Here is a 23,636-nt window from a genome sequence, read left to right on the forward strand (position 1 = left end):
ATTTCACGCGCACTCTCAGTAAGGCATCACGCTCAGGAAGAAGCGCTGCAGCCAGCCCATTGTGGTGGCATCCGCCAGTGCGCCCACGCCCAGTTGCTCGATACGCGCGTCAGCCACCTTGGAGGATGGAATGGTATTGCCGGCCTGGATGTCGGTCGGGTTGATCACGCCGGTCAGGCGCAGGGTATTCACATGACCATTGATAGCGATCTGTTTTTCGCCACCAATCTGCAGGTTGCCATTGGGTAAGACTTCAATCACGGTGGCTGAGAGAGAACCGGTAAAGGTGTTGGTATTGTCCGTCGAACCATTACCGGCAAACTTGTTTTCGTTGCTGGTGTTCATGGTGGCGCCCATGAACTCACGCAGGTAGCCAGGCATACCTGGCAGAGAGCCACTACCACTCAATGTCAGCGTACCCTTGCGGTCAGTTGAGGTATCCACCTTGTTGGTCGCAGACAGATTTTCGGCAATGGTAATGGTCAACACATCGCCCAGGCGTTTGGCGGTGCGTTCTTCAAACAGCTGGCGCGAATTGGCAGTCTGGAAGATGGAACCCTGGTTGTAGTTCGACTGCAGCGCAGGCTCAGGCCGGATCGTGGTCGGCGCGGTCACAATCGACTTGGGTTGAACCACGGCGCAGGCGCCCAGCGACAACGTTACCGCTGCCAATGCCAGTCGTACCCAACGCGATCTCTTCACTGCCATGTTCATGCCCTTCTCTCGCGACCGCTCTCGGCGGCCGTCATGCATCAATCGTCTTGCCCGCAACGGCCGGGGTGGCCGTTGCGCTTGCCTCAATTACATCGACTCGAGCTTTTGCAGCATCTGATCGGATGTGGTCACTGCGCGCGAGTTGATTTCATAGGCACGCTGCGCCTGGATCATGTTGACCAGTTCTTCGGTCACGTTCACGTTGGATGTTTCCACATAACCCTGGTCAATTGCACCCAGACCATTCGTGCCCGGCTGTCCCGCTGTCGGAGCGCCAGAGGCATTGGTTTCCAGGAAAAGATTGTCGCCAATGGCTTGCAGACCGGCCGGGTTGATAAACGTGGCCAGCTGGATCACGCCCAACGTGACCGGCGCGCTCGCTACATTGTTCACAATGGCCGTCACCGTGCCATCTTTGGCAACCGTGACAGAAGTCGTTCCGGCGGGCACTTGCAGGCCCGGGTTCAGAGCCTCACCGCCGGCGGTGACGACGTTACCCTGGTTATCCAGCTGGAACGAACCATCACGCGTATACGCCGTCGTGCCATCCGGCTGGGTAATCTGGAAGAAACCCACGCCGTTAATGGCCAGATCAAGCTGGCCTTCGGTGTTCTGCAGACTGCCCTGCTCAAAAATCCGGGCGGTGGCAACGGTACGCACACCGGTACCCAATTGCAAACCCGTCGGCAGGCTCGTGGTCTGGCTGGTCGCGCCACCTGGCTGACGCAGGTTCTGGTACAGCAAATCTTCAAAGATCGGCCGTTCGCGCTTGTAGCCGTTGGTAGCCACGTTGGCCAGGTTGTGAGAGATCACGTCGACGTTGTTCTGCATGGCATCCATGCCCGTCTTGGCGATCCACAGTGAACGCATCATGGTGTGTTCTTCCTTGTTTTATCTTGCGCGAGCGCGGTATTACATCGGTACAGCCCGGCATCATTTCAGCCGGCGATCGTCATTAGCTGGTGAACTGGATGACTGAAGCCACCGAGCGTGCATTGGTATCAGCGGTCTGGATCAACTGCACCTGCATGTCGTAATGGCGCTGCGAGCCAATCATGTTGACCAGTTCATCGACCGTGTTGACGTTGCTGTTTTCCAGCGCGTCCGACGCGACTTCCACGTTGTCATCGGGCTGGGCCGTGGAGCCATCGCGCATGCGGAACAGGCCGTCCATGCCTTTGTACAGATCAGTGCCCGCCGGATTAACCAGTTTCAGACGGCCCAGATCGGTAGTGGCCGACGGATTGTCCAGCGGCGTGCCACTGATGGTGCCGTCAGAGCCAAACGAGATACGCGTGTTGTCCGGCACGGTGATTGGGCCGTTTTCACCCATAACCACGAGGCCAGAACGGGTCTTCAACAGACCGGAGGCATCAATCTCAAAACCGCCGTTACGGGTATAAGCCTCACCCGAACCAGTCTGCACGGTAAACCAGCCATCGCCGTTGATCGCGGCATCCATATCCCGGCCAGTACTCTGGATCACGCCAGGAGACAGATCCGCGCCCGTGGTTTGCGCCACCACGAAAGCGCGGGTCTGAGCGCCCTCGCCCAGCACGGGCACAGCGCGAAACGCATCCAGATCAGCCCGGAAACCCGGGGTCGCGGCATTGGCAAGGTTGCTGGAGACGGTGGCCTGCCGTTGCATGGATTGCTTGGCGCCGGTCATGGCCACGTATATCAGTCTGTCCATTAAGCTGGGTTACCCGTGTTCTGCTGCAGTGACGAGATCAAAAAGCCAGACCCGGATTAACCCAGGTTCACGATGGTTTGCAGGATCGTGTCCTGCGCCTTGATCGTTTGTGCGTTGGCCTGATAGTTGCGCTGGGCGGTAATCAGATTCACCAGCTCTGAAGTCAGATCAACGTTGGAGTCTTCCTGCGCGGAGGATTGCAGCGAACCCAGGCTACCAGTGCCCGGATTACCAATCACAGGCTGGCCCGAAGCAAAACTCTGCGCCCAACGGTTGTCGCCCAGCGGCTGCAGACCCTGCACGTTGGTGAAGTTGGCCAGCACAATCTGACCAACAGTCTTGGTCTGACCGTTGGAGTAACTCCCCTGGATCACACCATCCTTGCTGATGCTCATGCCCGTCAATGTGCCGTCGGCATAGCCATCGTTACCCAGAGATCCTACCGAGAACGGGCTGCCGTATTGAGTCGAAGTCGGAAACGAAACATTGAAAGCAAACGGGCTGGTTGCGCCATTCGGCGCAGTCAGCGTGGTGCTAAAGGTGAAACCAGAGACGTTAGATGCGGCTGTACCGGTCAGCGGATCAGTCGGCACCGTGGTGGCATCAAGCGTACCGGTACCGGTGTACATCAAATAACCGTTGGTACCCGCCGGGGAACCAGTGGTAGTCGGCGTACCACCGTCAAACGAGGTCTGCACTTCCCACTGGTTGGTCGCCACTTTGGTGAAATAGAACGACAGGTTGTGCGACACGCCCTGCGCGTCATACACCTGAGCGGTCGTGGAGCTGGTAAAGGTAGTCGGATCAGTCACGTTCAACGGGCCCACGCCGGTCGGCGGTGCAGCACGGTTGATAATGGGTGCGGATGCGTTCAGGTTCATCGAATTTAACTGCAGACCGGCGTTGGATGTACCGGAAGAGCCGGTCGCACGGGCACCGATGTTACCGACCGTGATCTGCAGTGGCACCGGGTTCCCGCCAGTAAGCAACTGACCGGAGTTCGGATCAACACCCCAACCGGTCAGGCGCTGGCCGTCGTTAACGATATAACCCTGGTTATCCAGCTGGAACTGACCATTACGGGTGTAAGAGATGGTGCCTGCGGTATCTGACATGCGGAAAAAACCGTTCCCGGTAATTGCCACATCCAGCGGGTTGCTGGTGGTCTCGACGTTGCCCTGGCCAAATTGCTGCGCGATATCCATCACACGGGTACCGATACCGGCCACGTTGGACGATGACGCAAAGGTGGACGCGTAAATATCAGCGAACTCGGCACGCGACTGTTTAAACCCGACGGTGTTGGCGTTGGCAATGTTATTGCCGATCACGTCCAGGTTCTTGGATGCTGCATTCAGACCGCTCAGACCTTGCTGGAAACCCATGTTTACCCTCCCGGCAATCCTTGCCGCCCCTGCGGCAATTCATGCCTGCCCTCCCCGGGCAGTATGTTTCGTTAGTTCGTTAATCTTGCTGAACGACGTGTGCCGGTCAGGTAGAAGACGTTGAAGCCGCTGCGCTTACTTGCTTGATATCGCTCAGGTTCACGGTCGAGCCATTCGCCAGTACCACCTGCACGTTGCTGCCATTCAGGATCACGCTGGAAGCGGTCTGCCAGCCATCCACCGTCATCGGAGACGAGTTACCGGATGAATCAATCCCCTGAGCCACGATGGCATAGTTACCGGCTGGCGCCTTGGTGCCATCAGCCAGCGTGCCATCCCAGTTGATCGGGTTGGTCTGGCCTGCGGTTGGCGTCGCGGTCATCTGGTCGACAATCTTGCCCGTCGACAGCGAGACCACAGACACCTGCATCTGCGTGGTGCCCGTTGGCACATCCACCGAAGCCTGCAGATTATTGGTGCCGTCGTAAGCCCAGGAACTCGTCGGTGCCATCACTTGCTTACCAATCAGCGACGCCGATTGCAGCGCCTGGCTTGAATTGAACAGCGACGACATGGTGTTCATGGTGGAATTCAATTGCTGCAACCCGCTCACCGTGCTGATCTGCGCCAATTGCGAAGTCATCTGGGAGTTATCCATCGGGTTGGTCGGATCCTGGTTCTGCAACTGCGCGACCAGCAGTTTCATGAACTGGTCCTGCATCGCCTGTGCCGAACCCGACGCGCCGCTGCTGCTGGACGTACCGCTCATGGCGGAGTTCAGCGCGCTGAAGTTGATCCCGGTACCGTTGTTTACTGTAGTGGCCATGGTGCGATTCCCTCAATCCGGGTTATCAATCAGCTCGACCCGAGTTGCAACGTGCGCTGCATCAGGGTCTTGGCAGTATTCATCACGTCGGCATTGGTCTGGTAAGACCGTGACGCCGACAACATATTGGTCATTTCTTCCACGACATCCACATTGGGCATGGCCACATAACCATTGGCATCCGCCACCGGATTACGCGGGTCATACACCAGCTTGGGCGGAGCTTGATCCTCAACCACTTGAGTGACCTTCACACCCACGCCACCTTCCGGACCGACCGGTGTCGCCTGGAACACCACCTGCTTGGCGCGATACGGCTGGCCATTGGAACTGGTGGTCGATTCGGCATTGGCCAGGTTACTGGCCACTGCATTCAGGCGCATGGACTGCGCCTGCATGGCCGAAGCCGAAATATCAAAAGTGCTGAACAGAGACATCGTCAGGCTGCTCCGTTATCAGGACGAAGTGGAACTCAGGGCAGTCCGGTAGGTGGTCATCCGGTTCTGCATGAACGTAATGGCTGCTTCATAGCGCAGCGTGTTGTCGGCGAAGTCGCGCATTTCTGCAGTCATGTCCACCGTGTTGCCATCAATGGACGGCTGTACTTCGCCGCGATATTGCAATTTGGGGGAGAGCGCATCAGCCGCACTGGCACCCACAGGCTGCATGTGGCGGTTATCTGTGGTCTTGAGCGCGCCGCTATTGCCGGATTGCTGCGCAGCCAGTGCGTTATTGAACGCAGAGGTGAAATCAAAATCGCGCGCTTTGTATTGCGGCGTATCGGCGTTGGCAATATTGGACGACAACACTTCCTGACGGTAATCGCGCAAGCGCATTGCCGTTTGCTGTGTCTGGAAGTAGCTATCAAGTGCGCTCATCATGATCTTCGGGCTTCCCCATCTGTGACTGCAATCACAAAAGCAGGAAGCGTGCCAGATTGCAAACCGTTGATTTTCAACGACTTTATAATTCTGACAAATATGCATACGGCAAGTTTTGCCGGTCCGGCCAACGGCAATCGACCGGCGTTTATGCCCATTGCCGCCGCCACCCGTCGCCCGTCGGCGACAGGCGGAAAACCACGGTATGACTGGTTATTCCTGATACTGGCCCGCAGGCATGACGCCACACGGCGACACGGCTTGTCACAAAATTGCAGCCCTACCTTACAAAAAACAAATAACCATTTGTTTTTTAATGACTTTCATTGCATGGCACAACAATTGCAACAATGGGCCGAACGCGGAAACACTGATATTTCGCGTATTTGATGACGTCATTCCCAAGGAGTACCCATGTTCTCGTCCAAACAGCAAACCCCCATCCTGAACCGTAACCAGGGCATTCTGGGCAATCGCAACAACCAGCCCTCACCCGCCCATGCCGATCCGGCAGGCCAGAACAGCCATGCCACGGCGGCGGATGGCCTGCGGGCAGAACATGTTCCCAGCAGCGTTCAGGCCGAGCCTAAAGCCCCTGCGGCTGCGCCGGCAGACAGTGGGGGCAACCGCCTCATTGTTGGCCCGGATGTAAAACTGCGTGGTGCAGAAATTCTGGATTGCGATACCCTGGTCGTCGAAGGTCGCGTCGAAGCCACCATGGATAGCCGGGTCATCCGTATTGCCGAGGGCGGCTCGTTCTCTGGCAAAGTGAGCATCGACGTTGCCGAAGTCCACGGCACTTTCGACGGCGAACTGACCGCGCGCGAGCAACTGATCATCCACGCCACTGGCCGCGTCAAAGGCACCATTCGCTATGGCAAGTTGTTGATCGAATCGGGTGGCACAATTTCTGGCGAAATTGAATCCATCGCTGATGCCCGCCGGCCCGGTCTGGAGGATAAATCCACCACATCCAACATTACCCGGCTGGCAGCGGCGGGCTAAGGATTCTGGATTTTTCTGGATGAGAAGATGAAAAACCGGCCTGTGTGATACATGGGCCGGTTTTTCAGGTGGCGCGACGCTGTACAGATTGCAGTTGGAAGCGCCCGCGCAGTGTCGCCGTTCGCAGTCGGTCGCTCATTGGACTCCAGCCACCAAGCCAGAATGACGCAGTAATAGCGCGAACGCGCCGAATTCCTCTTTCGGGCTTAACTCAACAGCCCTGCAGCCACGTTAATCGACAAACCCAAGACGCTCAGGTTGAACACAAACGCCAAGACCGATTGCGCCAGCACAATCTTGCGCGTGCTGCTGTCGCCCACCGCGACGTCTGCGGTCTGACACGCCACGGCAATGGTGAAAGAGAAATACAGAAAGTCCCAATACACGGGTTCTTCCGGTTTATCCGGAAACAAGAGCGGTTTGCACTTGCCCTGCGAGGTATAAAACTGGTGCGCGTAGTGAATGGCAAATGAGGTCGGTAGCATCAGCCATGCGCCCACCAGGGTGATAGCGGTAAAACTGATATGCGCCAGTTGATGAAGACCAGACGTCCCTTTGGCCGAGGCCAGTTCGACCAGGATGGTAGCCAGGCTGACCACACACGCAGTGCAAACCAGCGCAAGGACGATCTCCGCGTTTTCATCCTGCGCCTTTGCAATCTGCCTGATCTGATCTGGTCGGGCACGCACCAGCAGCCACCAGACCGTAATCAGGTACACCCACACCGTGATGTTCCAGCAGGTGAGCGCCCTGCCCGCCAGCGAGCCATGCAGCGGCAACGCGAAGAAACAGATCACACCAATCACCAGCGCCACCGTAAGACGTGGGCGAGCGGTCATCAAACCAGGCAAACGATACATGCGGGTCTCGCCATTGTAATGGTCTGCAATTGACATAAAAAAAGGCCGGTCAACGCCGGCCTCTGGATCACAGGTCAGTCGTCTTCACTCACGTCGTAGAACACGCCCTCGTGCTTGTCGAACGCTGCACCAACTGGCGCATCCAGATATTCAACAATGCCCGGATCACAATTGGCGACCAGGTTGACATCGACCAGATTGAAATGTTTGGGGTTATCCAGATAACGGTCGTCTTCAGCGCCGCTGAAAAAACGCCAGCCACTGTCTTCCTTGTCTTCCGGCTCTTCACGCACCATGTAACCCACTGGCTGGCCTTCAACCAGGATCAAGTCTGTGACCATGCACAGACCTTTATCGGAAGCCAGCGGCTCCAGCTTGCGGGGATCGACAACGTATTGCTTTTGCATGACGGCACTCGTGAAACAGATAAAAGAAACCGTCAGCATACCCGCTTCGCGCGGTGTCGCGTGTGCCGTCAGCTGCGGCCGGATGGCAGTTTCTGCAGGTAGTCCAGATGCGCCTTGATCACAGGGAGCGTTTGTTTTGCCAGGGCAACGACTTGCGGATCGCTGCCGTTGGCGACTTCTTGCGACCACGCCACCATCGCATCCTGGCTGGCTTTGGTCTGGATCTTGATCCACTCGGCTTCGAATTTCTCGCCCTGCAATCCGTATAGATGCTCTATCTCCTGCTGCTGCGCGGCATCAGGCACAGACGCGTCCTGTCGCTGCTTTTGCTGGGAGAGCGCCTTGAGTTTGAGCGCAATGACACCGTGATCTTCAAACAGCTTGCTCGCCAGCGCCTTGATCGCCGGTGCCTGCGCTTGCTGCATGGCCATATGGGCTAGATCCTGGCCGGAGGTGGTCGCCCGTGCGGCCTCGGCAAGAAATGAAGCGTCCTGCTGCGAAAGCTTGGCCTGCGGCGCGTTACCGGCAGGCGCAGTATTGGTGGACTGCGGCGCAGCACCAGGCTGGCTTTGGGCCGCATCGGCCAGGGTCGTGGCCGCCATAAGAGATAGCGCTAATGCCGGCGTCAGCACGCACCCGGCGGCATAGGCATGAATGTCATCGCGCAGGGTATGCGTGTTGTTCAAAAGATTCAGCCTGAGCTTGCTGGTGAACATGCGCCGCCCCTTCATTGCACGCCAGGGCGATCACCAAAATAGGGTGTATCGCGCTTGGGTTCATCTGGAGCACGTGGCGGCTCTTTGATCGGGCCGGGGTGTTCTTCAGGCGGCACGGGATCGTGGATCGGCTGCGGCGCAAATGGCCGGTCTGGCGGCACCGGCAAAGGTGGAATCTGTTCTGGCGGGTTAGGCTGCGGAAAATCCGGGTCATCCGGCTCTGGCGAAGGGGGCTGCCCCGGCACGGCTGGCGGCATGGCCTGCGGCGTGATCAGCCAGCGTGTTGCCGGCACTGGCCTGGATTGCGATATCGACATGATGATCTCCGGCGGATGAGCTTGGTGTCATCATGCGTGCAAAAGCGGGATATCACTGTCAGCCAGCGCCCGATACCGGCGTGAGACTAGCCCGCGTTGCCCAATAACGCAGCATCAACGGCCTGCGGCGCGAACACGGCATCAGCAACCAGGTGCGCGCAGCCAATCAATGCAGCGTCTTGCGCCAGTTCACTGCCGAGAATTTGCAAATTACGCGTAGCCAGCGGCAAAGAGCGCCGGTAAACCATTTCACGCACGCCAGCCAGCAAATGATCTTGCGAATCCGCCAGCACACCCCCCAGCACCACCAGCGACGGGTTCAACAGGCTCACCGCCTGTGCCAGCGCTTCGCCCACAAGGCGACCCGATTGCAGCAACATGGCAACGACATCCGCATCCCCCTGACGGGCCAGCGCGGCGACATCCTGAGCCATATGCACGGGGTAGCCGCGCGCTTCCAGCTGGCGGGTCAAGGACCAGCCCGCCGCATAAGCCTCCAGACAACCCGCGTTGCCACAGCGGCAAATGGGTAACTCGCCACCACCAGCAGATCCTGCGTGGCCCATGAACAAATGCCCCAGGTCACCGGCCCCACCCTGCGCGCCACGTTGCGGATGACCATCCATGATCAAGCCCGCGCCAATGCCGGTGCCCACAGTGACATACATCATGTGCGCCACATCCGGCCACACAGCGCGGTGTTCGCCCAGTGCCATCAGGTTGACGTCTTTATCCACCCGCACCGGACAGTTGAAATGGGGTGCAAAAAAACCGGGTACCACATAACCATCCCAGCCCGTCATGATTGGCGGGCGCACTACACGACCTTCAGCGAATTCGACCGGGCCCGGCACACCCACGCCAATGCCTTTGACCTCCGCGGCGGTACGCTGCGCCATCGCCAACAGGTTTTCGAACTGATGCAGCACGCGCGTCAGCGTGGTCTGCGGCCCGCTGGCGATATCGTTGATTTCTGCGCTACGAGCCAGCGTATTCCCATGCATGTCAGTCAGCGCCAGCCGCATTTTGTCGGCGCCAATATCAGCCAGCAGCATCACACCAAACTCGGGGTTGATGCGTAGCGAGGCCTGCGGGCGACCACCGGTCGACGCTGTGGTTTCCCCATGTTCCAGATAACCCGCCGCCAGCAAGGTTTCCAGGCGCTGCCCCACGGTGGATCGCGACAAGCCCGTCACCTGCATGATGCGCGCGCGCGTGGTCGCCACGCCGCTGCGGATCAGCGCAAGAATGGCGCCGCTACTGTCGGCGGCCGGCAAAACAGGGGTGGTGAGGTCGTTCATGAATAGCCTGTGGGTCTGTGTGCGCATTGTAGGGCCGGATGGCTTTCTTGCGAGAAGTTTCCCACATCATAAAACCACTTTTGTATTTTTTTAACGCAAAAGTTGTTTTTTCAAAATCAAAAGGTGTAGCATGCGCTTCATGCACTACCAACCAACAACCCTTCGCAGGAGCAACACCATGAATCCTCTTGGCATCCACGCACTGGTCTGGGCGGGCGATGTATCCCCGGCATCGGTAAAGAAGATCATCAGCAGCAGTAAAGAAGCTGGCTTTGACTTGATCGAGTTTTCTTTGCACGAACCCAAGCCGCTGGATTTTGGCTATACGCGTGAACTGCTGAAAGAATTCAACATCAAGCCCGCGTTCTCTCGCGGTCTGGCCTTCAATGCCGATGTCTCCAGCGATGACCCCGCCGTGGTTGCCCGCGGCGTAGCCCTGCTGACCGAAGCCATCAACATCACCCAACAACTGGGCGGTGATTACTTTGGCGGCGTGCCGTACAGCGCGCTGGGCAAGTACAACCATCCGATCACCGCGCAAGGCCGCAAGCATGTGGTCGAAACATTGCGTCGTATCTCTGGTGAAGCCGCCGACAAAGGCGTGAAGATTGGCCTCGAAGTGGTCAATCGCTACGAGAGCAACGTGATCAATACCGCCCGCCAGGCGCTAGAGCTGATTGACGAAGTGGGTACCGGCAACCTGTGCGTGCACCTGGATACCTACCACATGAATATCGAGGAAGTGGATTTCGTCCGCCCGGTGCTCGAATGCGGCGACAAGCTGGGTTATGTGCACATTGGTGAAAGCCATCGCGGGTACCTGGGTTCAGGCACGGTTGATTTCACCGCGTTTTTCCATGCGCTGGCGCAGATTGGCTATACCGGCCCGATCACGTTCGAGAGCTTCTCTTCCACGGTCGTGGCAGAGGGTCTTTCCAATGATCTGGCGGTCTGGCGCAATTTGTGGAATAACGGCATGGATCTGGCCACCCACGCGCACGCGTTCATCAGCGCACAAGCCAAGGGTGCCGGCCTGGGCATTACTGACCGCCCGTATTGATCACCACCGGCCAGACCGTCCTCATGGTCTGGCCGTCCATTGACACGCATCAGGACTCAGGAACACCGGAACATGGTTCCCGATATTTATCTGCAACGCGCACTGGCACTGCTGGAAAGTGGTCAGCGCAAGATTCTTGGTATTGCCGGGGCACCGGGCTCGGGCAAATCGACCGTCGCTGAAGCCCTGGTCAAAGCACTGGGTCCGCGCGCCATGGTTGTCCCCATGGATGGCTATCACCTCGCGAATGTCGAACTGGCCCGCCTGGGTCGCGCTGGCCGCAAAGGCGCGCCGGACACGTTTGATGTGTGGGGTTATGTGTCGTTACTGGAACGCATCAAACACGCAAAGCCGGGCGAAACGGTCTATGCGCCCGTGTTCCGCCGCGAGATCGAAGAGCCCATTGCCGGGGCAATCCCCATCAGCGCAGACACGCAACTCATCATCACGGAAGGCAACTATCTGTTGATGGAAGACGCAGGCTGGAACAATGTCCGCCCCTTGCTGGATGAAGCCTGGTATGTCGGCGTGAATGACAACCTGCGTCGCCAGCGCCTTGTTGCACGTCACATGTTCTTCGGCCGCACCGAACAAGCCGCCAAAGACTGGGTACAGAACACGGATGAACCGAACGCCGTGCGCATTGCCGCCAGCCGGCATCGCGCTGATCTGACTGTGGAATGGCCTGAAATCACGGGTTGACCCACGTCCTGCCAAGCATGACACCCGACCCCGGATGACCCCATCCGGGGCGGGCCTGCTGGTAACGTGGCAGGCCCCGCTATCAGGTACGTGACTGCGGGCAGCTTGCCCGACAACTTCCTTGCAACAGTCTCCTGCGCATTGCTCCCTGACGTCATATCCGGAAATGGAAACGAGGCATAATCGGTTACTTTGCTGCCTTTTTACCTTTCGAGTTGACCGGGGATTACATGCGTTTCACTTTGCCTTTGTTGTGCGCCAGTTTGTTGGCCGCCTCCGCCGCAGCCTGGAGTGCAGACCCGCTACACGCCATTACTGAAGATGGTCGCAAGGTCTTGCTGGCCCCCAATGGCACCTGGACATTTGATCCCAGCCTTGCCAGCAATACACCTGCCGAGGCCACCGGGTCTCCGTATATTCCGGCGGTGAAGAGATTTAGCGTGACCTACGATGCGAACAACTGGACGCAAGGCCCGCCCAAAGAAGGCGACTCCCCCGCCAAGCGTCTGTTCATGCACAAAACGCTGCCGCTTTACGCCATGGTGATTTCCGATCAGATCCCGGCGAACAATACCGTGGTACGGGAAGTCATCTTGCATAACGTACAAGCCGCTGGTGCCACACCGACCATCATTCTGGAGAAAAAACCGGTGATCAATGGCAAGGAAGCCGGCATGATCCGGCTGGTCGCCAATGTGAAGGGGCTGGATCTCGTCTTCACCACCAATTATTACGGCGATGAAAACGGCAACATTCAGGTGACCTGTTACACCGGCCAGTCGCTGTTTTACAAATATGAAGCGGAGTGCCAGAAGTTTATTGACGGGCTTTCCATCAAATAATACCGCCCCGTCTGTCAGCCCCCTGCCGGGCAGCGCCCTGATGGCGTTTGCCCGGTATTGCCTTTCCTGATCTCAGCCCTGGCATTCGCTTCCCGGGCATCTACCATGACCGTGTCGAGAATTTTCTTTTCCCGGAGAACGTCATGCCGCAGGTCACAGGTAAATTCAATGTCACGATCACGCGACTGGAACCCGCCGAGCCGGATGAAGAAGCCGCGCTGGGCCGCATGGGTCTGGACAAGCGCTTTGAGGGGCCGCTGACGGGGAGCAGCAAGGGTCAGATGCTGAGTGCAGCCACCAACACGGTAGGTTCGGCCGGTTATGTGGCCATGGAGAAAGTCACCGGCACACTCGATGGTCTGCACGGTGGTTTTATTTTGCAGCATGCCGGCTCCATGAATCGCGGCACGCCATCGCTGACAGTCACCGTCGTGCCAGACTCTGGCTCCGGTGAGCTCACCGGTTTGATCGGCCGAATGGGCATCCGCATTGAAAACGGCCAGCACTTTTACGATTTCAGCTACACCCTGCCCGGCCCGGATCAATAATTCTGCAGCAGTTCCTGAATGCCGCGCGGCGACAGCACTTTGTCGATGCCCAACGCAATGCCGCCGACAAGGCCCGCATCGCGACCCAGTTGCGAGTTCTCGATCGACAATCGCCGTGTCGCCAATGGCAAGGCGCGGCGATAGACGACGGCGCGGATGCCGGCCAACAAATCGTCACTCATATGTGCCATCTTGCCGCCCAGGATGATCGACGCCGGGTTGTACATATGCACCAGCATGGCGACGATCTCGCCAATCTCTGCCGCCGCCGTACGCAATAACCGCACGGCGTGCGGATCGCCGCTCGTAATCAGGCCGGATAGCTCAGCCGTGGTCTGGATCTGCGCGCCCTTCAAGTCCTGCAGCTGACGCATTACCGCGCTGGCGGAGGCGATGGCCTCAAGACAGCCGATATTGCCGCAGCGGCAGATGACCTCGTCATGCAACGGCACGCGGATATGCCCGATATCGCCCGCGGCACCATCCGCGCCCCGGTGTAGTTCGCCATCTTTGGTGACGATGCCGCAGCCAATACCGCTGGCCACCTTGATAAACAACAGTGGCGATTGTGCCGTCGGGCGAGACCGCGCCTCACCCAGCGCCATCAGGTTCACGTCGTTATCCAGCATCACGGGCACGCCCATGCGGCGACGCACCCAGTCTGCAACGGCAAAACCATCCCAGCCGGGCATGATGGGCGGCCGCACCGGCATGCCGCGCTCAAAATCCACCGGGCTGGGAATACCGATCACCACACCCCGGATCGGCCGGTCACGCGCAGTGGATGACTGCAACAGTTTTTCGAACCGTTCGACGATTTCGCTCAGTAATAGCTCTGGGCCAATGGTCAGATCGGGCATGAAAGCTTCTTCTGCCAGACGGTGTTGTCCCAAATCTGCAACAACAAGCCGCCCGTGAGTGACCCCGATGTCGGCTACCAGGATCACGCCCGCCTTCATATTCAGCGACAAACCAGTCGATGGCCGCCCGCGCCCGGCATAACTGCCGCGCTGTTCGCTGACCAGGCCGCAATCGAGCAGTGGCTGCAAATACTCGGCCACGGTGGAGCGCGCCATACCGGTCATACGCGCCATATCAGCGCGGCTGATGCCGTTATCCAGCGCGATCAAGCGCGCCATCTGGCTCTGGATTTCGTGTTGCCCCAGCCGGAACGGTACGTCATCGGTGGGGTTATGTCGGGCTATCTCATACATAAAAGTACTTACGTCGGAATATGCATTAAATCGAGCATAAGAGTGATTTTGTATGCTTTCAAGCGCAATTACATGCCGATAGCGAAAATCATTATGTCGAAAATCGACATAAATAATACAAAATTTGCCGTGTAGTAGTGCAGATGAATACTACATCGCACCAAAGAGAGCCGCTTACGCCGACCGATGCACTGATACGGGTAAAGCGCGCAAAACAAAGACTGTACCTGCGGGTACGGCAAGCGAGCATCACGCAGCCAGCGCGGCTGTGTTTGTAGCGAAAAACGGAGAGTGTCGTGAATAAAGCATTGGGCATTGCGATTATCGGTACAGGCATGATTGGTGCAGTACACCGTCGTGCTGCAGCGTTGAGCGGTGGTGTATTGCGTGGGGTGGTGGCTTCCAGCCTGGAACGTTCACGCGTTGTTGCCCAACAATGGCAGTGTGAAGCCTATGCAGATGCTGATGCCGTATTCGCAGATAAAGCCATTGATGTCGTTCACATCTGTACACCCAACGCCACGCACCATGATCTGGCACGCCGCGCGCTACTCGCGGGCAAACATGTAATTTGCGAAAAACCACTGGCCACCTCGCTGGCGGATGCCACCGAACTGGCCACACTGGCACGTGATAGCGGCCTTGTGACTGCCGTCCCGTTTGTTTATCGCTATCACCCCATGGTGCGCGAGGCCCGTGCCCGCATCGCCAATGGCGAACTGGGTGCGCTGAACCTGATTCATGGCAACTACCTGCAAGACTGGTTGCTAGGCGCCAATGACACCAACTGGCGCGTCGATGCAGTCAAAGGCGGTGCCTCGCGCGCGTTTGCCGATATTGGTTCGCACTGGTGCGATCTGATGGAATGGGTGACCGGCGAGCGTTTTGTCGAAACCGTCAGCTCGCTGCGCACCGTGCTGGCCGAACGCCCTGCCGCCACCCGCGCTACGTTCTCGGGGTCGGCGGACGCCAATGACGCAAAAATGGCAGTGACCACCGAAGACATTGCCGGCGCCCTCCTTCGTACCGATAAAGGCACGCTGGCCACGCTGACCATCAGCCAGGTGTCCGCCGGTCGCAAAAATCACCTGTGGTTTGAGATCGACGGCATGAATGAAAGCCTGACCTTCAACCAGGAAGAGCCCGAACGCCTGTGGGTGGGCCAGCGCGATGCCATGCAGTTGTTCGTCAAAGACCCTTCGCAAGGGTCGGCCGAACAGCGTCGCCTTGCCACCCTGCCCGCTGGTCATGCTCAGGGTTATGCCGATTGCTTTGAGGCCTTTGTGGCCGATACGTATTCACAGATTCGTGGGGAGCCCCGTGAAGGTCTGCCAACCTTCGCTGACGGTGCGCGCTCCGCGCAGATTGTCGATGCCATCCTGGCTTCGGCGAAACAACGGGCCTGGACGTCCATCCCGGTCTGATGCAGTGCGGCGGATGCAGCCCTTCCTGTCTGGCTTGCGGAACGCTTAGAACGATGACTTTTTTTGTGCAGTGAACCCGACTTTCACACCCTATAAAAAGACGCCCTAGGGCGTCGAGGAGTCACCATGAACATCAAGCAACTGACCCTGGCTATCGCTGGCGCCGCCGCATTCACGCTGGGCCCGGTGCAATCTGCTTTCGCCGCCGATTACGCCGTAGTACTGAAAACACTGGCCAGCCCGTACTGGGTTGCCATGAAAGATGGCGTGCTGGCTGAAGCCAAAAAGCAAGGCGTCCAGGTCGACATCTTTGCCGCCAATTCTGAAGACGACATCACCGGCCAGCAACGCCTGCTGGAAGACGTGGTGAACAAGAACTACAGGGCCATCGGCGTGGCACCGATCTCGCCGGTGAACGTGGTGCAGGCCATCGCCGCAGCCAACAAAAAAGGCATCTATGTTGTGAACATGGATGAGAAGGTGGACATGAGCCAGCTCAAAGCCGCGGGCGGCAGTGTGGTGGCGTTCCTCGCGACTGACAACGCAGCGCTGGGCGAGAAAGCCGGCAAGTACATTGTCAGCAAGCTGGGTAGCGCGGGCGGCAAGGTGGCCATTATCGAAGGCAAGGCCGGCAATTCATCCGGTGATGCCCGTCGTGATGGCGTGAAGAAGGCTTTTGCTGCCGCACCAAATGTGAAAGTCGTGGCCAGCCTGCCAGCCGACTGGGATCGCTCCCGCGCGCTGGATGTAGCCACCAACATTTTGCAACGCAATCCGGATCTGAAGGCCATCTATGCCGCCAATGACACCATGGCGCTGGGCGCAGTCCAGGCCGTGAAGAATGCCGGCAAGCTGGGCAAGGTGCTGGTGATGGGTACGGACGGCGTACCGGAAGCCATTGACTCGGTGAAGCGTGGCGAGCTGACCGCGACCGCAGCACAAGACACCGCCACCCTGGGTGCCAAGTCGCTGGATATCCTGGTCCAGAGCGTGAAGAACAAGCCGGCTATCAAGCCAGATAACGCCCCGCAGTTTGTTGCGATTGATTCGAAGATTGTGACCAAAGAGTAAGCCGTGACGTGACGAGAAAAGGCCGGCTGCAACCGCGCCTTTTCTCCGGTTTCACCCATCACATGGATACACCAATGAGTACGCTTGTCGCAGTACGTAACGTGGTCAAACGCTTTCCCGGCACCGTGGCCCTGCAAGACGTCAGCTTTGATATCAACGCGGGCGAAGTGCATGCCCTGTTGGGGGAAAACGGCGCGGGAAAATCCACGCTGATGAAAATCCTCAGCGGGATTTACGAACCCACTTCCGGCACGATCGAACTGGCCGATGCCAGCTATGAGCGGCTGACTCCGTCGATTTCCAAGGCCTTTGGCATCAGGTTGATCTATCAGGAACTCTCCGTGATTGATCACCTGAGCATTGAGGAAAACCTGTTTGTCGGCAGCCTGCCGACCATTCGCAAGTTTGGTGTGCCGGTCGTGGATAGCGCCCGCATCCGCCAGACCGCGCTCTCAGTGCTGGCGCGCGTGGGCCTCAAACGCCATCCGGCTACGCTGGTCAGCGACTTGTCGATCTCTGAAAAACAGCAGGTGGAAATTGCCAAAGCGCTGGCCAGCGACGCGCGCATCATCATCATGGATGAACCGACCTCGTCGCTGACGGATGAAGAAGTCCACCACCTCTTTACCGTGATCCGCGAACTCAAGGGTCAGGGTATTGGCATTGTGTATATCTCGCACAAGCTCAAAGAGATTCCCATCATTGCGGATCGCGTATCGGTCCTCAAAGACGGTCGTTACGTCGGCACGTTTGATGCCAAAACCACGCCGCCGCAAAAGCTGGTGGCCTCGATGGTGGGCCGCGAGATCGAACACGCTCGCCCGGATGGCGCCCGCGTGGATCAAGACAAAGTGGTGTTTGCGGTAGAGCACCTCTCCTCCCGTGATGGCCGCGTCAAAGACGTGAGCTTTGAGTTGCACAAAGGCGAGATTCTGGGCTTTGCCGGGCTGATTGGTTCTGGCCGCAGCGAGTTGATGGAAGTCATCTTTGGTGCGCGGGCGCGTTCAGAAGGCCAGATCGAACTCAACGGCAAAGTGGTGTCCATCCCCTCGCCCTATCACGCGGTGAAAGCGGGGCTGGCGTTTGTCACGGAAGACCGCCGCAACACCGGGTTTTTCCATAATTTCTCGATTGCCGAGAACATTTCCATCCTGCCGTTTGTAAAAAACACGCGCCACCAGGTGTCGCTGGAACGGCTGGATTTTGCCGAGGAAAAAGCCTTCGGTACGCAATACAAAGACAAGCTGCGCATTCGTTGTGCTTCGCCGCAGCAAAACATCACGGAACTCTCTGGCGGCAATCAGCAAAAGGCCATCATCGCCAAATGGCTGGCGGCCGAGAGCGACCTGTTCATTTTTGACGAACCCACCCGCGGGATCGATATCGGCGCCAAGACCGAGATTTACCAGATCATGCGGCAACTGGCCGACGCCGGTAAGGGCATCTTGATGGTGTCCTCCGAGCTGCCGGAACTCTTGTCCGTGTGCGACCGCATTGCCGTCTACAAGGAAGGCAGCATTGCCGCCGTCTTGCCCAATAGCGAGGCGACGGAAGAAAACATCATGCATATCGCGACGGCTTGACCCAACACGATATCTGGCAGCAAGCCCATCCACAGGGGCAGTATGAATATGGAGAAAGACGATATGACGACGCAAGCCAATGCCGCCACACTGAGCGCGGGCACGGAGCAAAAGGCGAAGCTGGGCCTGGGTTCCATCTGGCAAAAATACGGCACGCTGGGCATTTTGATTCTGCTGGTGGTGATCTCCAGCGCACTCTCGCCCCAGTTCTTTCTGACGCGTGACAACCTGGTGCAGGTATTGCTGCAAAGCTCGGTAATGATCTTGCTGGCTTGTGGTGTGTTTTTCACCATCCTGATCGCCGGGATCGACCTCTCCGTCGGTTCCATGCTGGCGTTGACCGGCATGGTCTCGGCCCAGTTGACGGTCGCCGGCATGCCGTTCTGGCTGGCTATCTTGCTGGGTGGCGTGCTGCTGGGTGCCATGCTGGGCGCGATCAACGGCGTCCTGGTCAATGTCACACAACTGCACCCTTTCATCATCACCCTGGGCACCATGGCCATTTACCGTGGCCTGACGTTGATCATCTCTGATGCGCGTTCGGTGTTCGGTTTTGATCCGCGCTTCTCTGACATCGTCGCTGGCCACATTCTGGGTATTCCGGTACCGGTGCTGATTGCGGTGGTCGTCTCGGGCTTCCTGTATTTCCTGGCACGTTTCACCAAGCTGGGCCGCAATATCTACGCCTTGGGCGGCAACGCACAAGCGGCATGGTTCTCTGGCATCAATATCAAGCTGCACACGCTGATGGTGTTCATCATCTCTGGCGTCTGTGCCGGCGTGGCAGGCGTGGTCACCGTGGCGCGTACTGGCGCGGCAGAACCGAACGCCGGCACCGGTTTTGAGACCTTCGCCATTGCCTCTGCCATTATCGGCGGCACCAGTTTCTTTGGTGGCCGTGGTGCGGTGACAGGTGTGGTCGTCGGCGGCCTGATCATTGGCGTGATCAACAACATCCTGAACATCATGAATGTGCAGTCCTATTACCAGCAGATTGTCATGGGCGCCCTGATCATTGGCGCGGTGACGGCTGACAAGCTGTTCGGGCGCAAGAAGTAAGTTTCCTCCTCAGGCTCATGCTGTGCCTGATTCTGCCGGACTGGCAGTCCCTCACTGCCAGTCCTTTTTTTTATTCCGCTGGAAAACAACATGGCCATCAAAGCCGTTGTGTTCGATCTGGGTGGTGTGCTGTTCGATTGGGATGCCGATTACGTCTACCGTGAACTGATCCCGGACGAAGTTGCGCGCAAACACTTTCTGGGCCACATCTGCAATGGCGCCTGGCGCCTGAAACAAGACGCTGGCCAGAGCCTGCAAGCCGGTACCGATGAACTGGCCGCAGCTCACCCGCAGCACGAAATGCTGATCCGCCTCTTTTACCGCCGCTGGCCAGAAATGCTGCGTGGCACACTGCCCGAAGGCATGGCGATTTTCGACGCGCTACGCCATGCCGATATCCCTGTTTATGCCCTGACCAACTGGGCCGCAGACACCTGGCCCTACACGCTCAGCCATTACCCGTTTTTGCAAGGTTTCAGGCGCATTGTCGTGTCTGGTCTGGAGGGCATGGTCAAGCCGCAGTTGCCGCTTTATCACCTGACCCATGAGCGCATCGGGATGGATCTGCCAGACATTTCACCGGCAGAAATCGCATTCATTGACGACACACAGATCAACGCCGAAGCCGCCCGCACTTTTGGCTGGCACGGCATTCACCACATTGCCGCCACAGAGACCGCTCGCCAGTTGCGTGAGCTGGGTCTGCCTGTGTGATGAGCTGCCCGCATACAACACCAACATCACGGCCATCGTGCCGAGGAGTTCGATATGTCTAACCAGAAAACCATCCTGCTCGTCCCCTCGCCCCGCAAGGTGGCTGACATTTTTGATGCAGACGATCTGGCCCGCCTGAAAGCGTTAGGCGAACTGGTCATCTTTAATGATCCGGCCGAACTGACCGATGCCCGTTTTGCCGACCTGGCACCGAATATCGAGATCATCATCGGCCAGATCAACCTGCCCAAAGAACGGCTGGAAAGCACCCCGCAATTGCGCGCCGTGGTCAATGTGGAAGGCAATTTCCTGCCCAATATCGACTACGACTACGCCATGAGCCGTGGCATTCGCGTACTGAACGTCAGCCCGGTATTTGCCGAACCCGTGGCTGAAGCGGCGTTGGGCATGGCCATCGATCTGGCTCGAGGCATCAGCCGGTCTGACCGCTATTTCCGTAACAACACCGAAAAATACGGTCTGGATGCCAATCGCGATGCGTATTCGCTGCATCGCCAGAACATCGGCTTTGTCGGGTTTGGTGATCTTGGCCGTGCCATCGTGCCGTTGCTGGCCCCGTTCAACCCGACCATCCGTGCCTTCGACCCATGGCTGCCCGCCGATTACATTGCCAGTTTCGGCTGCCAGGCAGCAACGCTGGATGAAGTCCTGCAGACCTCGCAAATCACCTTTGTGGTCGCCGGCGTGACATCGCAAAACCAGGGTTTCCTGGGTGCCGATGCGTTTGCCAGTATGCCCAAAGGCGCATCACTGATTCTGGTGAGCCGAGCTGGCGTAGTGGACTTTGATGCGATGCTGGAGGCCGCAGAAAGCGGCCATATCCGCGTGGCGACAGATGTATTCCCGGAAGAACCTGTTCCTACCAATCACCGCGCCCGCCACGGCGACAACGTGCTGTTGTCACCCCATCAAGCCGGGGCGATGGATGAAGCATTGCGGCAGATCGGCAAGCGTACCGTGGCAGATGCCGAGTTGATTGCACGCGGGTTGCCACCGATCATGTGCAAAGTGGCGCAGCCAGAGACGGTGGCCATGTTCCGCAGCAAGCCGGTGAGCAAGAGCTGATAGCGACAGCGTGGCACCTTCGTTAATCCAGCGGGACCGGAATCCAGCGGCAATGCGCGCAAGGTTGCGAAAACCTGAAGTGCTGTTAGCGCCTCCGTCGCTGTGATTTGATACCGGGGGAGCCTGGAGCACGGTACTGTCATGTGGGTCGCCAAATTGCCGTCGGGCAACCCTCGACTTCTGACACACTCGCGCCCAAAGCGCTAACACAACCCCTCGCCCAAACAGGACACCAACTGTGATTAAAGGCCACCGACAACTGATCCAGACCGAGTTTGAAGGCTGGTCTGCCTGGCTGCTGGAACAAGGACCGCTCAAGCTGCACGTCGTGCCGCAAGTGGGGGGGCGACTGATGGGTATCAGCGTCAACGACGTGCAACTGGCCTACATCAACCCTGCACTGGCCGGCAAAGTGCCGGATTTCACGCCGCAGCGCTGGGCGGCATTGTGCGTGGATTGGGATTTCCCGCTTTGGGGTGGTGGCAAGACCTGGATCGCGCCGGAAACACGCTGGCCGCAAGGTAAACCCCACCGCGATCTGGATAGCGGCAACTGGGTGGTGACGCACACCTGGCTCGATGACACCAGCATGGGCATCGAAATGCAAAGCCCGGTGGATCAGGCCAGCGGTTTGCAGTTGACCCGCCGCATCACCCTGCCGGCTGGCGGCAGTACATGGCAGATCGATCACGCCATGGTCAATATGGGTGAACACACTTTGCACTGCGGGTTGTGGGATGTGCTGATGCTGCTGCGCCCGGCTACTGTCTCGGTGCCGCGTCCGGCCTCTAGCCGTCACGAGCGTGATGGCGTGCACCTGATGCCGGATAAAGGCCCGGTGGCCGATCTCTGGTCGCACGGTGTCTTGTTGCCAGCGGATCGGCGTACGGAAATCATCTGCGACGAAGCACTGCAGTTCAAGGTCGGCTTTGACAGCGACAACGGCGAAATGTGGGCAGACATCAGCTTGCCCCAAGGGCAGTTCTGCTATCAACGCAATTCAGTCATTCCCGCGCATGCCAGTTGGGCTCACGGCCACCCGCTGGAAGTCTTCAACGCGCAGCATGCGCCGTATCTGGAAATTGAAACGCACGCCCCGCTGGCCCATCTGAACCCGGGTGAGCGCGCGGATTACACGATTGAGGAAGCCGCATGGGCAATCTGAACAACCCCGGCTGGACCATTGACTGGGCGTGGGGTGAAGCCACTGTCCAGGCGCTGGGCGGCATGCTGGCCCCGGTCACCTTTGAGCTGGCCAACGGTCAGCGCATTCAGCCCATGCAGATCGCACCATGGGGCGATCCACCAGACCCGCAATGGCCCGGCGTATTGCGTCAGTTGCGAGGCGAATGGCCCTGTGTACCGTTTGGCATGGCAAACGCGCCCAAAAACACCGATCCGGCCTGGCCCAAAGCCAACGACGCCAACCCGCACGATCACGGCTACGGCGCGAATCATGAATGGCAACTGGTGCATCAAACCAGCGATGCCTTACTGGTGGCCATTAACTATCCGGCCGGTGATCCGGTCGCCCGGCTAGAGCGCGAAATCCGCCCCGACCCGGATAGCCCTGCACTGACGGTGACGTTGACCATCCATGTGCGCCAGCCCATCCGCTTGCCGGTCGCGCTACACCCTACGTTTGCCGTCCCGCAAAGCGGCCTGGAGGTGATCGCCTGCCCGGTTGAAAGCATCCACACCTACCCGGAACCGACCGAGGCCGGGGTATCCCGACTGTTACCGGATCGCAGCGCCAGCAGCCTCAAGGCCCTGCCCGCCACCACCGGTACGCTGGACGTCACCCGGCTACCGCTACCCTTTGCCACTGAAGAACTGTTGCAACTGCGGGGCTGCAAACCACCATTTGTATTGCGTTACCCCGGCTGGAAAGCGCAAGTGGAACTGGACTGGGACACAAGCCAGTTGCCCGACGCGCTGATCTGGGTCAGCAACGGTGGTCGCGCCTTTGCACCATGGTCCGGTCGTCATTACGCGCTGGGCGTAGAACCGCTCAATAGCTTTTTTGACCTTGCCCGCGTACTCACACCGCCGGCCAGCCACCCGCTGGCAGATCGGGCAGGATTGCTGATTCATCCAGGGCAACCGGCAATGATTCGGTATACGTTGAAGGCATCAAACCTGTAAAACCTGAAAGCAGGTGCAACCTGTTCGCCAAATTTGAGGGAGTGCCTGAATCAGGCACCCTCCCTTCACTCCTTGCAATGCAT

27 protein-coding genes are annotated in these 23,636 nt (G+C 58.4%); 14 read left to right on the forward strand and 13 right to left on the reverse strand.

What is annotated here, in order from left to right:
• Window positions 1–15: 15 nt before the first annotated feature.
• The 7 genes from IEX44_RS02990 to flgB all read right to left on the reverse strand — a co-directional run bounded on the left by IEX44_RS02990 (window position 16) and on the right by flgB (window position 5,496).
• Window positions 16–708: a flagellar basal body L-ring protein FlgH gene (locus IEX44_RS02990; protein ID WP_188688589.1), complete on the reverse strand. Its 693-nt coding sequence runs from the start codon at window positions 706–708 to the stop codon at window positions 16–18.
• 93 nt (window positions 709–801) lie between these two features.
• Window positions 802–1,587 (reverse strand): flagellar basal-body rod protein FlgG, encoded by a 786-nt coding sequence (gene flgG, locus IEX44_RS02995; RefSeq protein ID WP_188688593.1) that lies wholly within the window; start codon window positions 1,585–1,587, stop codon window positions 802–804.
• Between the two features lie 82 nt (window positions 1,588–1,669).
• Window positions 1,670–2,407 carry a flagellar basal-body rod protein FlgF gene (gene flgF, locus IEX44_RS03000; protein ID WP_188688597.1) on the reverse strand — a complete coding sequence of 246 codons (738 nt, stop codon included), beginning with the start codon at window positions 2,405–2,407 and terminating at the stop codon, window positions 1,670–1,672.
• 56 nt (window positions 2,408–2,463) lie between these two features.
• On the reverse strand, window positions 2,464–3,792 hold the full coding sequence (gene flgE / locus IEX44_RS03005; protein ID WP_188688601.1) for a flagellar hook protein FlgE: 1,329 nt from the start codon (window positions 3,790–3,792) through the stop codon (window positions 2,464–2,466).
• 106 nt (window positions 3,793–3,898) lie between these two features.
• On the reverse strand, window positions 3,899–4,618 hold the full coding sequence (locus tag IEX44_RS03010) for a flagellar hook assembly protein FlgD (RefSeq protein WP_188688604.1): 720 nt from the start codon (window positions 4,616–4,618) through the stop codon (window positions 3,899–3,901).
• A gap of 29 nt (window positions 4,619–4,647) precedes the next feature.
• The gene (gene flgC / locus IEX44_RS03015) at window positions 4,648–5,055 is read right to left on the reverse strand and encodes a flagellar basal body rod protein FlgC (RefSeq protein ID WP_188688607.1); all 408 of its coding nucleotides are present in this window, start codon (window positions 5,053–5,055) and stop codon (window positions 4,648–4,650) included.
• Between the two features lie 18 nt (window positions 5,056–5,073).
• Window positions 5,074–5,496: a flagellar basal body rod protein FlgB gene (gene flgB / locus IEX44_RS03020; protein WP_229678710.1), complete on the reverse strand. Its 423-nt coding sequence runs from the start codon at window positions 5,494–5,496 to the stop codon at window positions 5,074–5,076.
• A gap of 24 nt (window positions 5,497–5,520) precedes the next feature.
• Between flgB and IEX44_RS03025 the strand changes: the two genes are divergently transcribed.
• Together IEX44_RS03025 and IEX44_RS03030 are read left to right on the forward strand one after the other, a co-directional pair.
• The gene (locus tag IEX44_RS03025) at window positions 5,521–5,889 is read left to right on the forward strand and encodes a hypothetical protein (RefSeq protein WP_188688613.1); all 369 of its coding nucleotides are present in this window, start codon (window positions 5,521–5,523) and stop codon (window positions 5,887–5,889) included.
• A gap of 24 nt (window positions 5,890–5,913) precedes the next feature.
• A complete protein-coding gene (locus IEX44_RS03030) occupies window positions 5,914–6,504 on the forward strand; it encodes a bactofilin family protein (RefSeq protein WP_188688616.1) in 591 nt (196 codons plus the stop codon).
• A 206-nt stretch (window positions 6,505–6,710) separates the two neighbouring features.
• Here the strand turns inward: IEX44_RS03030 and IEX44_RS03035 are convergent, their stop codons facing one another.
• The 5 genes from IEX44_RS03035 to IEX44_RS03055 form a co-directional block, all read right to left on the reverse strand.
• Entirely contained in the window at window positions 6,711–7,400 is a 690-nt protein-coding gene (locus IEX44_RS03035) for a DUF1345 domain-containing protein (RefSeq protein ID WP_229678711.1), read from the reverse strand.
• Window positions 7,401–7,438: 38 nt separating this feature from the next.
• Entirely contained in the window at window positions 7,439–7,771 is a 333-nt protein-coding gene (locus IEX44_RS03040) for a DUF2185 domain-containing protein (RefSeq protein ID WP_188688621.1), read from the reverse strand.
• Between the two features lie 68 nt (window positions 7,772–7,839).
• Window positions 7,840–8,487 carry a DUF4142 domain-containing protein gene (locus IEX44_RS03045; RefSeq protein ID WP_188688624.1) on the reverse strand — a complete coding sequence of 216 codons (648 nt, stop codon included), beginning with the start codon at window positions 8,485–8,487 and terminating at the stop codon, window positions 7,840–7,842.
• Between the two features lie 11 nt (window positions 8,488–8,498).
• On the reverse strand, window positions 8,499–8,804 hold the full coding sequence (locus tag IEX44_RS20860) for a hypothetical protein (RefSeq protein ID WP_229678796.1): 306 nt from the start codon (window positions 8,802–8,804) through the stop codon (window positions 8,499–8,501).
• A gap of 86 nt (window positions 8,805–8,890) precedes the next feature.
• The gene (locus IEX44_RS03055) at window positions 8,891–10,105 is read right to left on the reverse strand and encodes an ROK family transcriptional regulator (RefSeq protein ID WP_188688626.1); all 1,215 of its coding nucleotides are present in this window, start codon (window positions 10,103–10,105) and stop codon (window positions 8,891–8,893) included.
• Between the two features lie 178 nt (window positions 10,106–10,283).
• Between IEX44_RS03055 and IEX44_RS03060 the strand changes: the two genes are divergently transcribed.
• The 4 genes from IEX44_RS03060 (at window position 10,284) to IEX44_RS03075 (ending at window position 13,257) form a co-directional block, all read left to right on the forward strand.
• Window positions 10,284–11,165, forward strand: a complete 882-nt coding sequence (locus IEX44_RS03060; protein WP_188688629.1) for a sugar phosphate isomerase/epimerase family protein — start codon at window positions 10,284–10,286, stop codon at window positions 11,163–11,165.
• Window positions 11,166–11,204: 39 nt separating this feature from the next.
• Window positions 11,205–11,867, forward strand: coding sequence for a nucleoside/nucleotide kinase family protein (locus tag IEX44_RS03065; RefSeq protein ID WP_268238857.1), 663 nt, complete (start codon window positions 11,205–11,207; stop codon window positions 11,865–11,867).
• 230 nt (window positions 11,868–12,097) lie between these two features.
• Window positions 12,098–12,709, forward strand: a complete 612-nt coding sequence (locus tag IEX44_RS03070) for a hypothetical protein (protein WP_188688635.1) — start codon at window positions 12,098–12,100, stop codon at window positions 12,707–12,709.
• 143 nt (window positions 12,710–12,852) lie between these two features.
• A complete protein-coding gene (locus IEX44_RS03075; RefSeq protein ID WP_188688637.1) occupies window positions 12,853–13,257 on the forward strand; it encodes a DUF3224 domain-containing protein in 405 nt (134 codons plus the stop codon).
• On the opposite strand, the gene IEX44_RS03080 is transcribed toward IEX44_RS03075, so the two are convergent.
• Window positions 13,251–14,471, reverse strand: coding sequence for an ROK family transcriptional regulator (locus IEX44_RS03080; RefSeq protein ID WP_188688640.1), 1,221 nt, complete (start codon window positions 14,469–14,471; stop codon window positions 13,251–13,253). The genes IEX44_RS03075 and IEX44_RS03080 overlap by 7 nt on opposite strands.
• A 296-nt stretch (window positions 14,472–14,767) precedes the next feature.
• Here IEX44_RS03080 and IEX44_RS03085 point away from each other — a divergent pair, with 296 nt between their 5' ends.
• The 8 genes from IEX44_RS03085 (at window position 14,768) to IEX44_RS03120 (ending at window position 23,553) form a co-directional block, all read left to right on the forward strand.
• The gene (locus tag IEX44_RS03085) at window positions 14,768–15,895 is read left to right on the forward strand and encodes a Gfo/Idh/MocA family protein (protein ID WP_229678712.1); all 1,128 of its coding nucleotides are present in this window, start codon (window positions 14,768–14,770) and stop codon (window positions 15,893–15,895) included.
• Between the two features lie 126 nt (window positions 15,896–16,021).
• Window positions 16,022–16,966, forward strand: a complete 945-nt coding sequence (gene alsB, locus IEX44_RS03090; protein WP_188688643.1) for a D-allose transporter substrate-binding protein — start codon at window positions 16,022–16,024, stop codon at window positions 16,964–16,966.
• 74 nt (window positions 16,967–17,040) lie between these two features.
• Window positions 17,041–18,549, forward strand: a complete 1,509-nt coding sequence (locus IEX44_RS03095; RefSeq protein WP_188688646.1) for a sugar ABC transporter ATP-binding protein — start codon at window positions 17,041–17,043, stop codon at window positions 18,547–18,549.
• 63 nt (window positions 18,550–18,612) lie between these two features.
• The gene (gene alsC / locus IEX44_RS03100) at window positions 18,613–19,608 is read left to right on the forward strand and encodes a D-allose ABC transporter permease (RefSeq protein WP_188688649.1); all 996 of its coding nucleotides are present in this window, start codon (window positions 18,613–18,615) and stop codon (window positions 19,606–19,608) included.
• Window positions 19,609–19,698: 90 nt separating this feature from the next.
• Entirely contained in the window at window positions 19,699–20,322 is a 624-nt protein-coding gene (locus tag IEX44_RS03105; protein ID WP_188688653.1) for an HAD family hydrolase, read from the forward strand.
• A 54-nt stretch (window positions 20,323–20,376) separates the two neighbouring features.
• Entirely contained in the window at window positions 20,377–21,408 is a 1,032-nt protein-coding gene (locus IEX44_RS03110; protein WP_188688656.1) for a hydroxyacid dehydrogenase, read from the forward strand.
• 238 nt (window positions 21,409–21,646) lie between these two features.
• Window positions 21,647–22,573, forward strand: coding sequence for a hypothetical protein (locus IEX44_RS03115; RefSeq protein ID WP_188688659.1), 927 nt, complete (start codon window positions 21,647–21,649; stop codon window positions 22,571–22,573).
• The gene (locus IEX44_RS03120) at window positions 22,561–23,553 is read left to right on the forward strand and encodes an aldose epimerase family protein (protein WP_188688662.1); all 993 of its coding nucleotides are present in this window, start codon (window positions 22,561–22,563) and stop codon (window positions 23,551–23,553) included. Before IEX44_RS03115 ends, IEX44_RS03120 begins: the two co-directional genes overlap by 13 nt.
• Window positions 23,554–23,636: the final 83 nt, after the last annotated feature.

The organism is Silvimonas amylolytica, from assembly GCF_014645555.1.
In the GTDB taxonomy this organism is placed as follows: domain Bacteria; phylum Pseudomonadota; class Gammaproteobacteria; order Burkholderiales; family Chitinibacteraceae; genus Silvimonas; species Silvimonas amylolytica.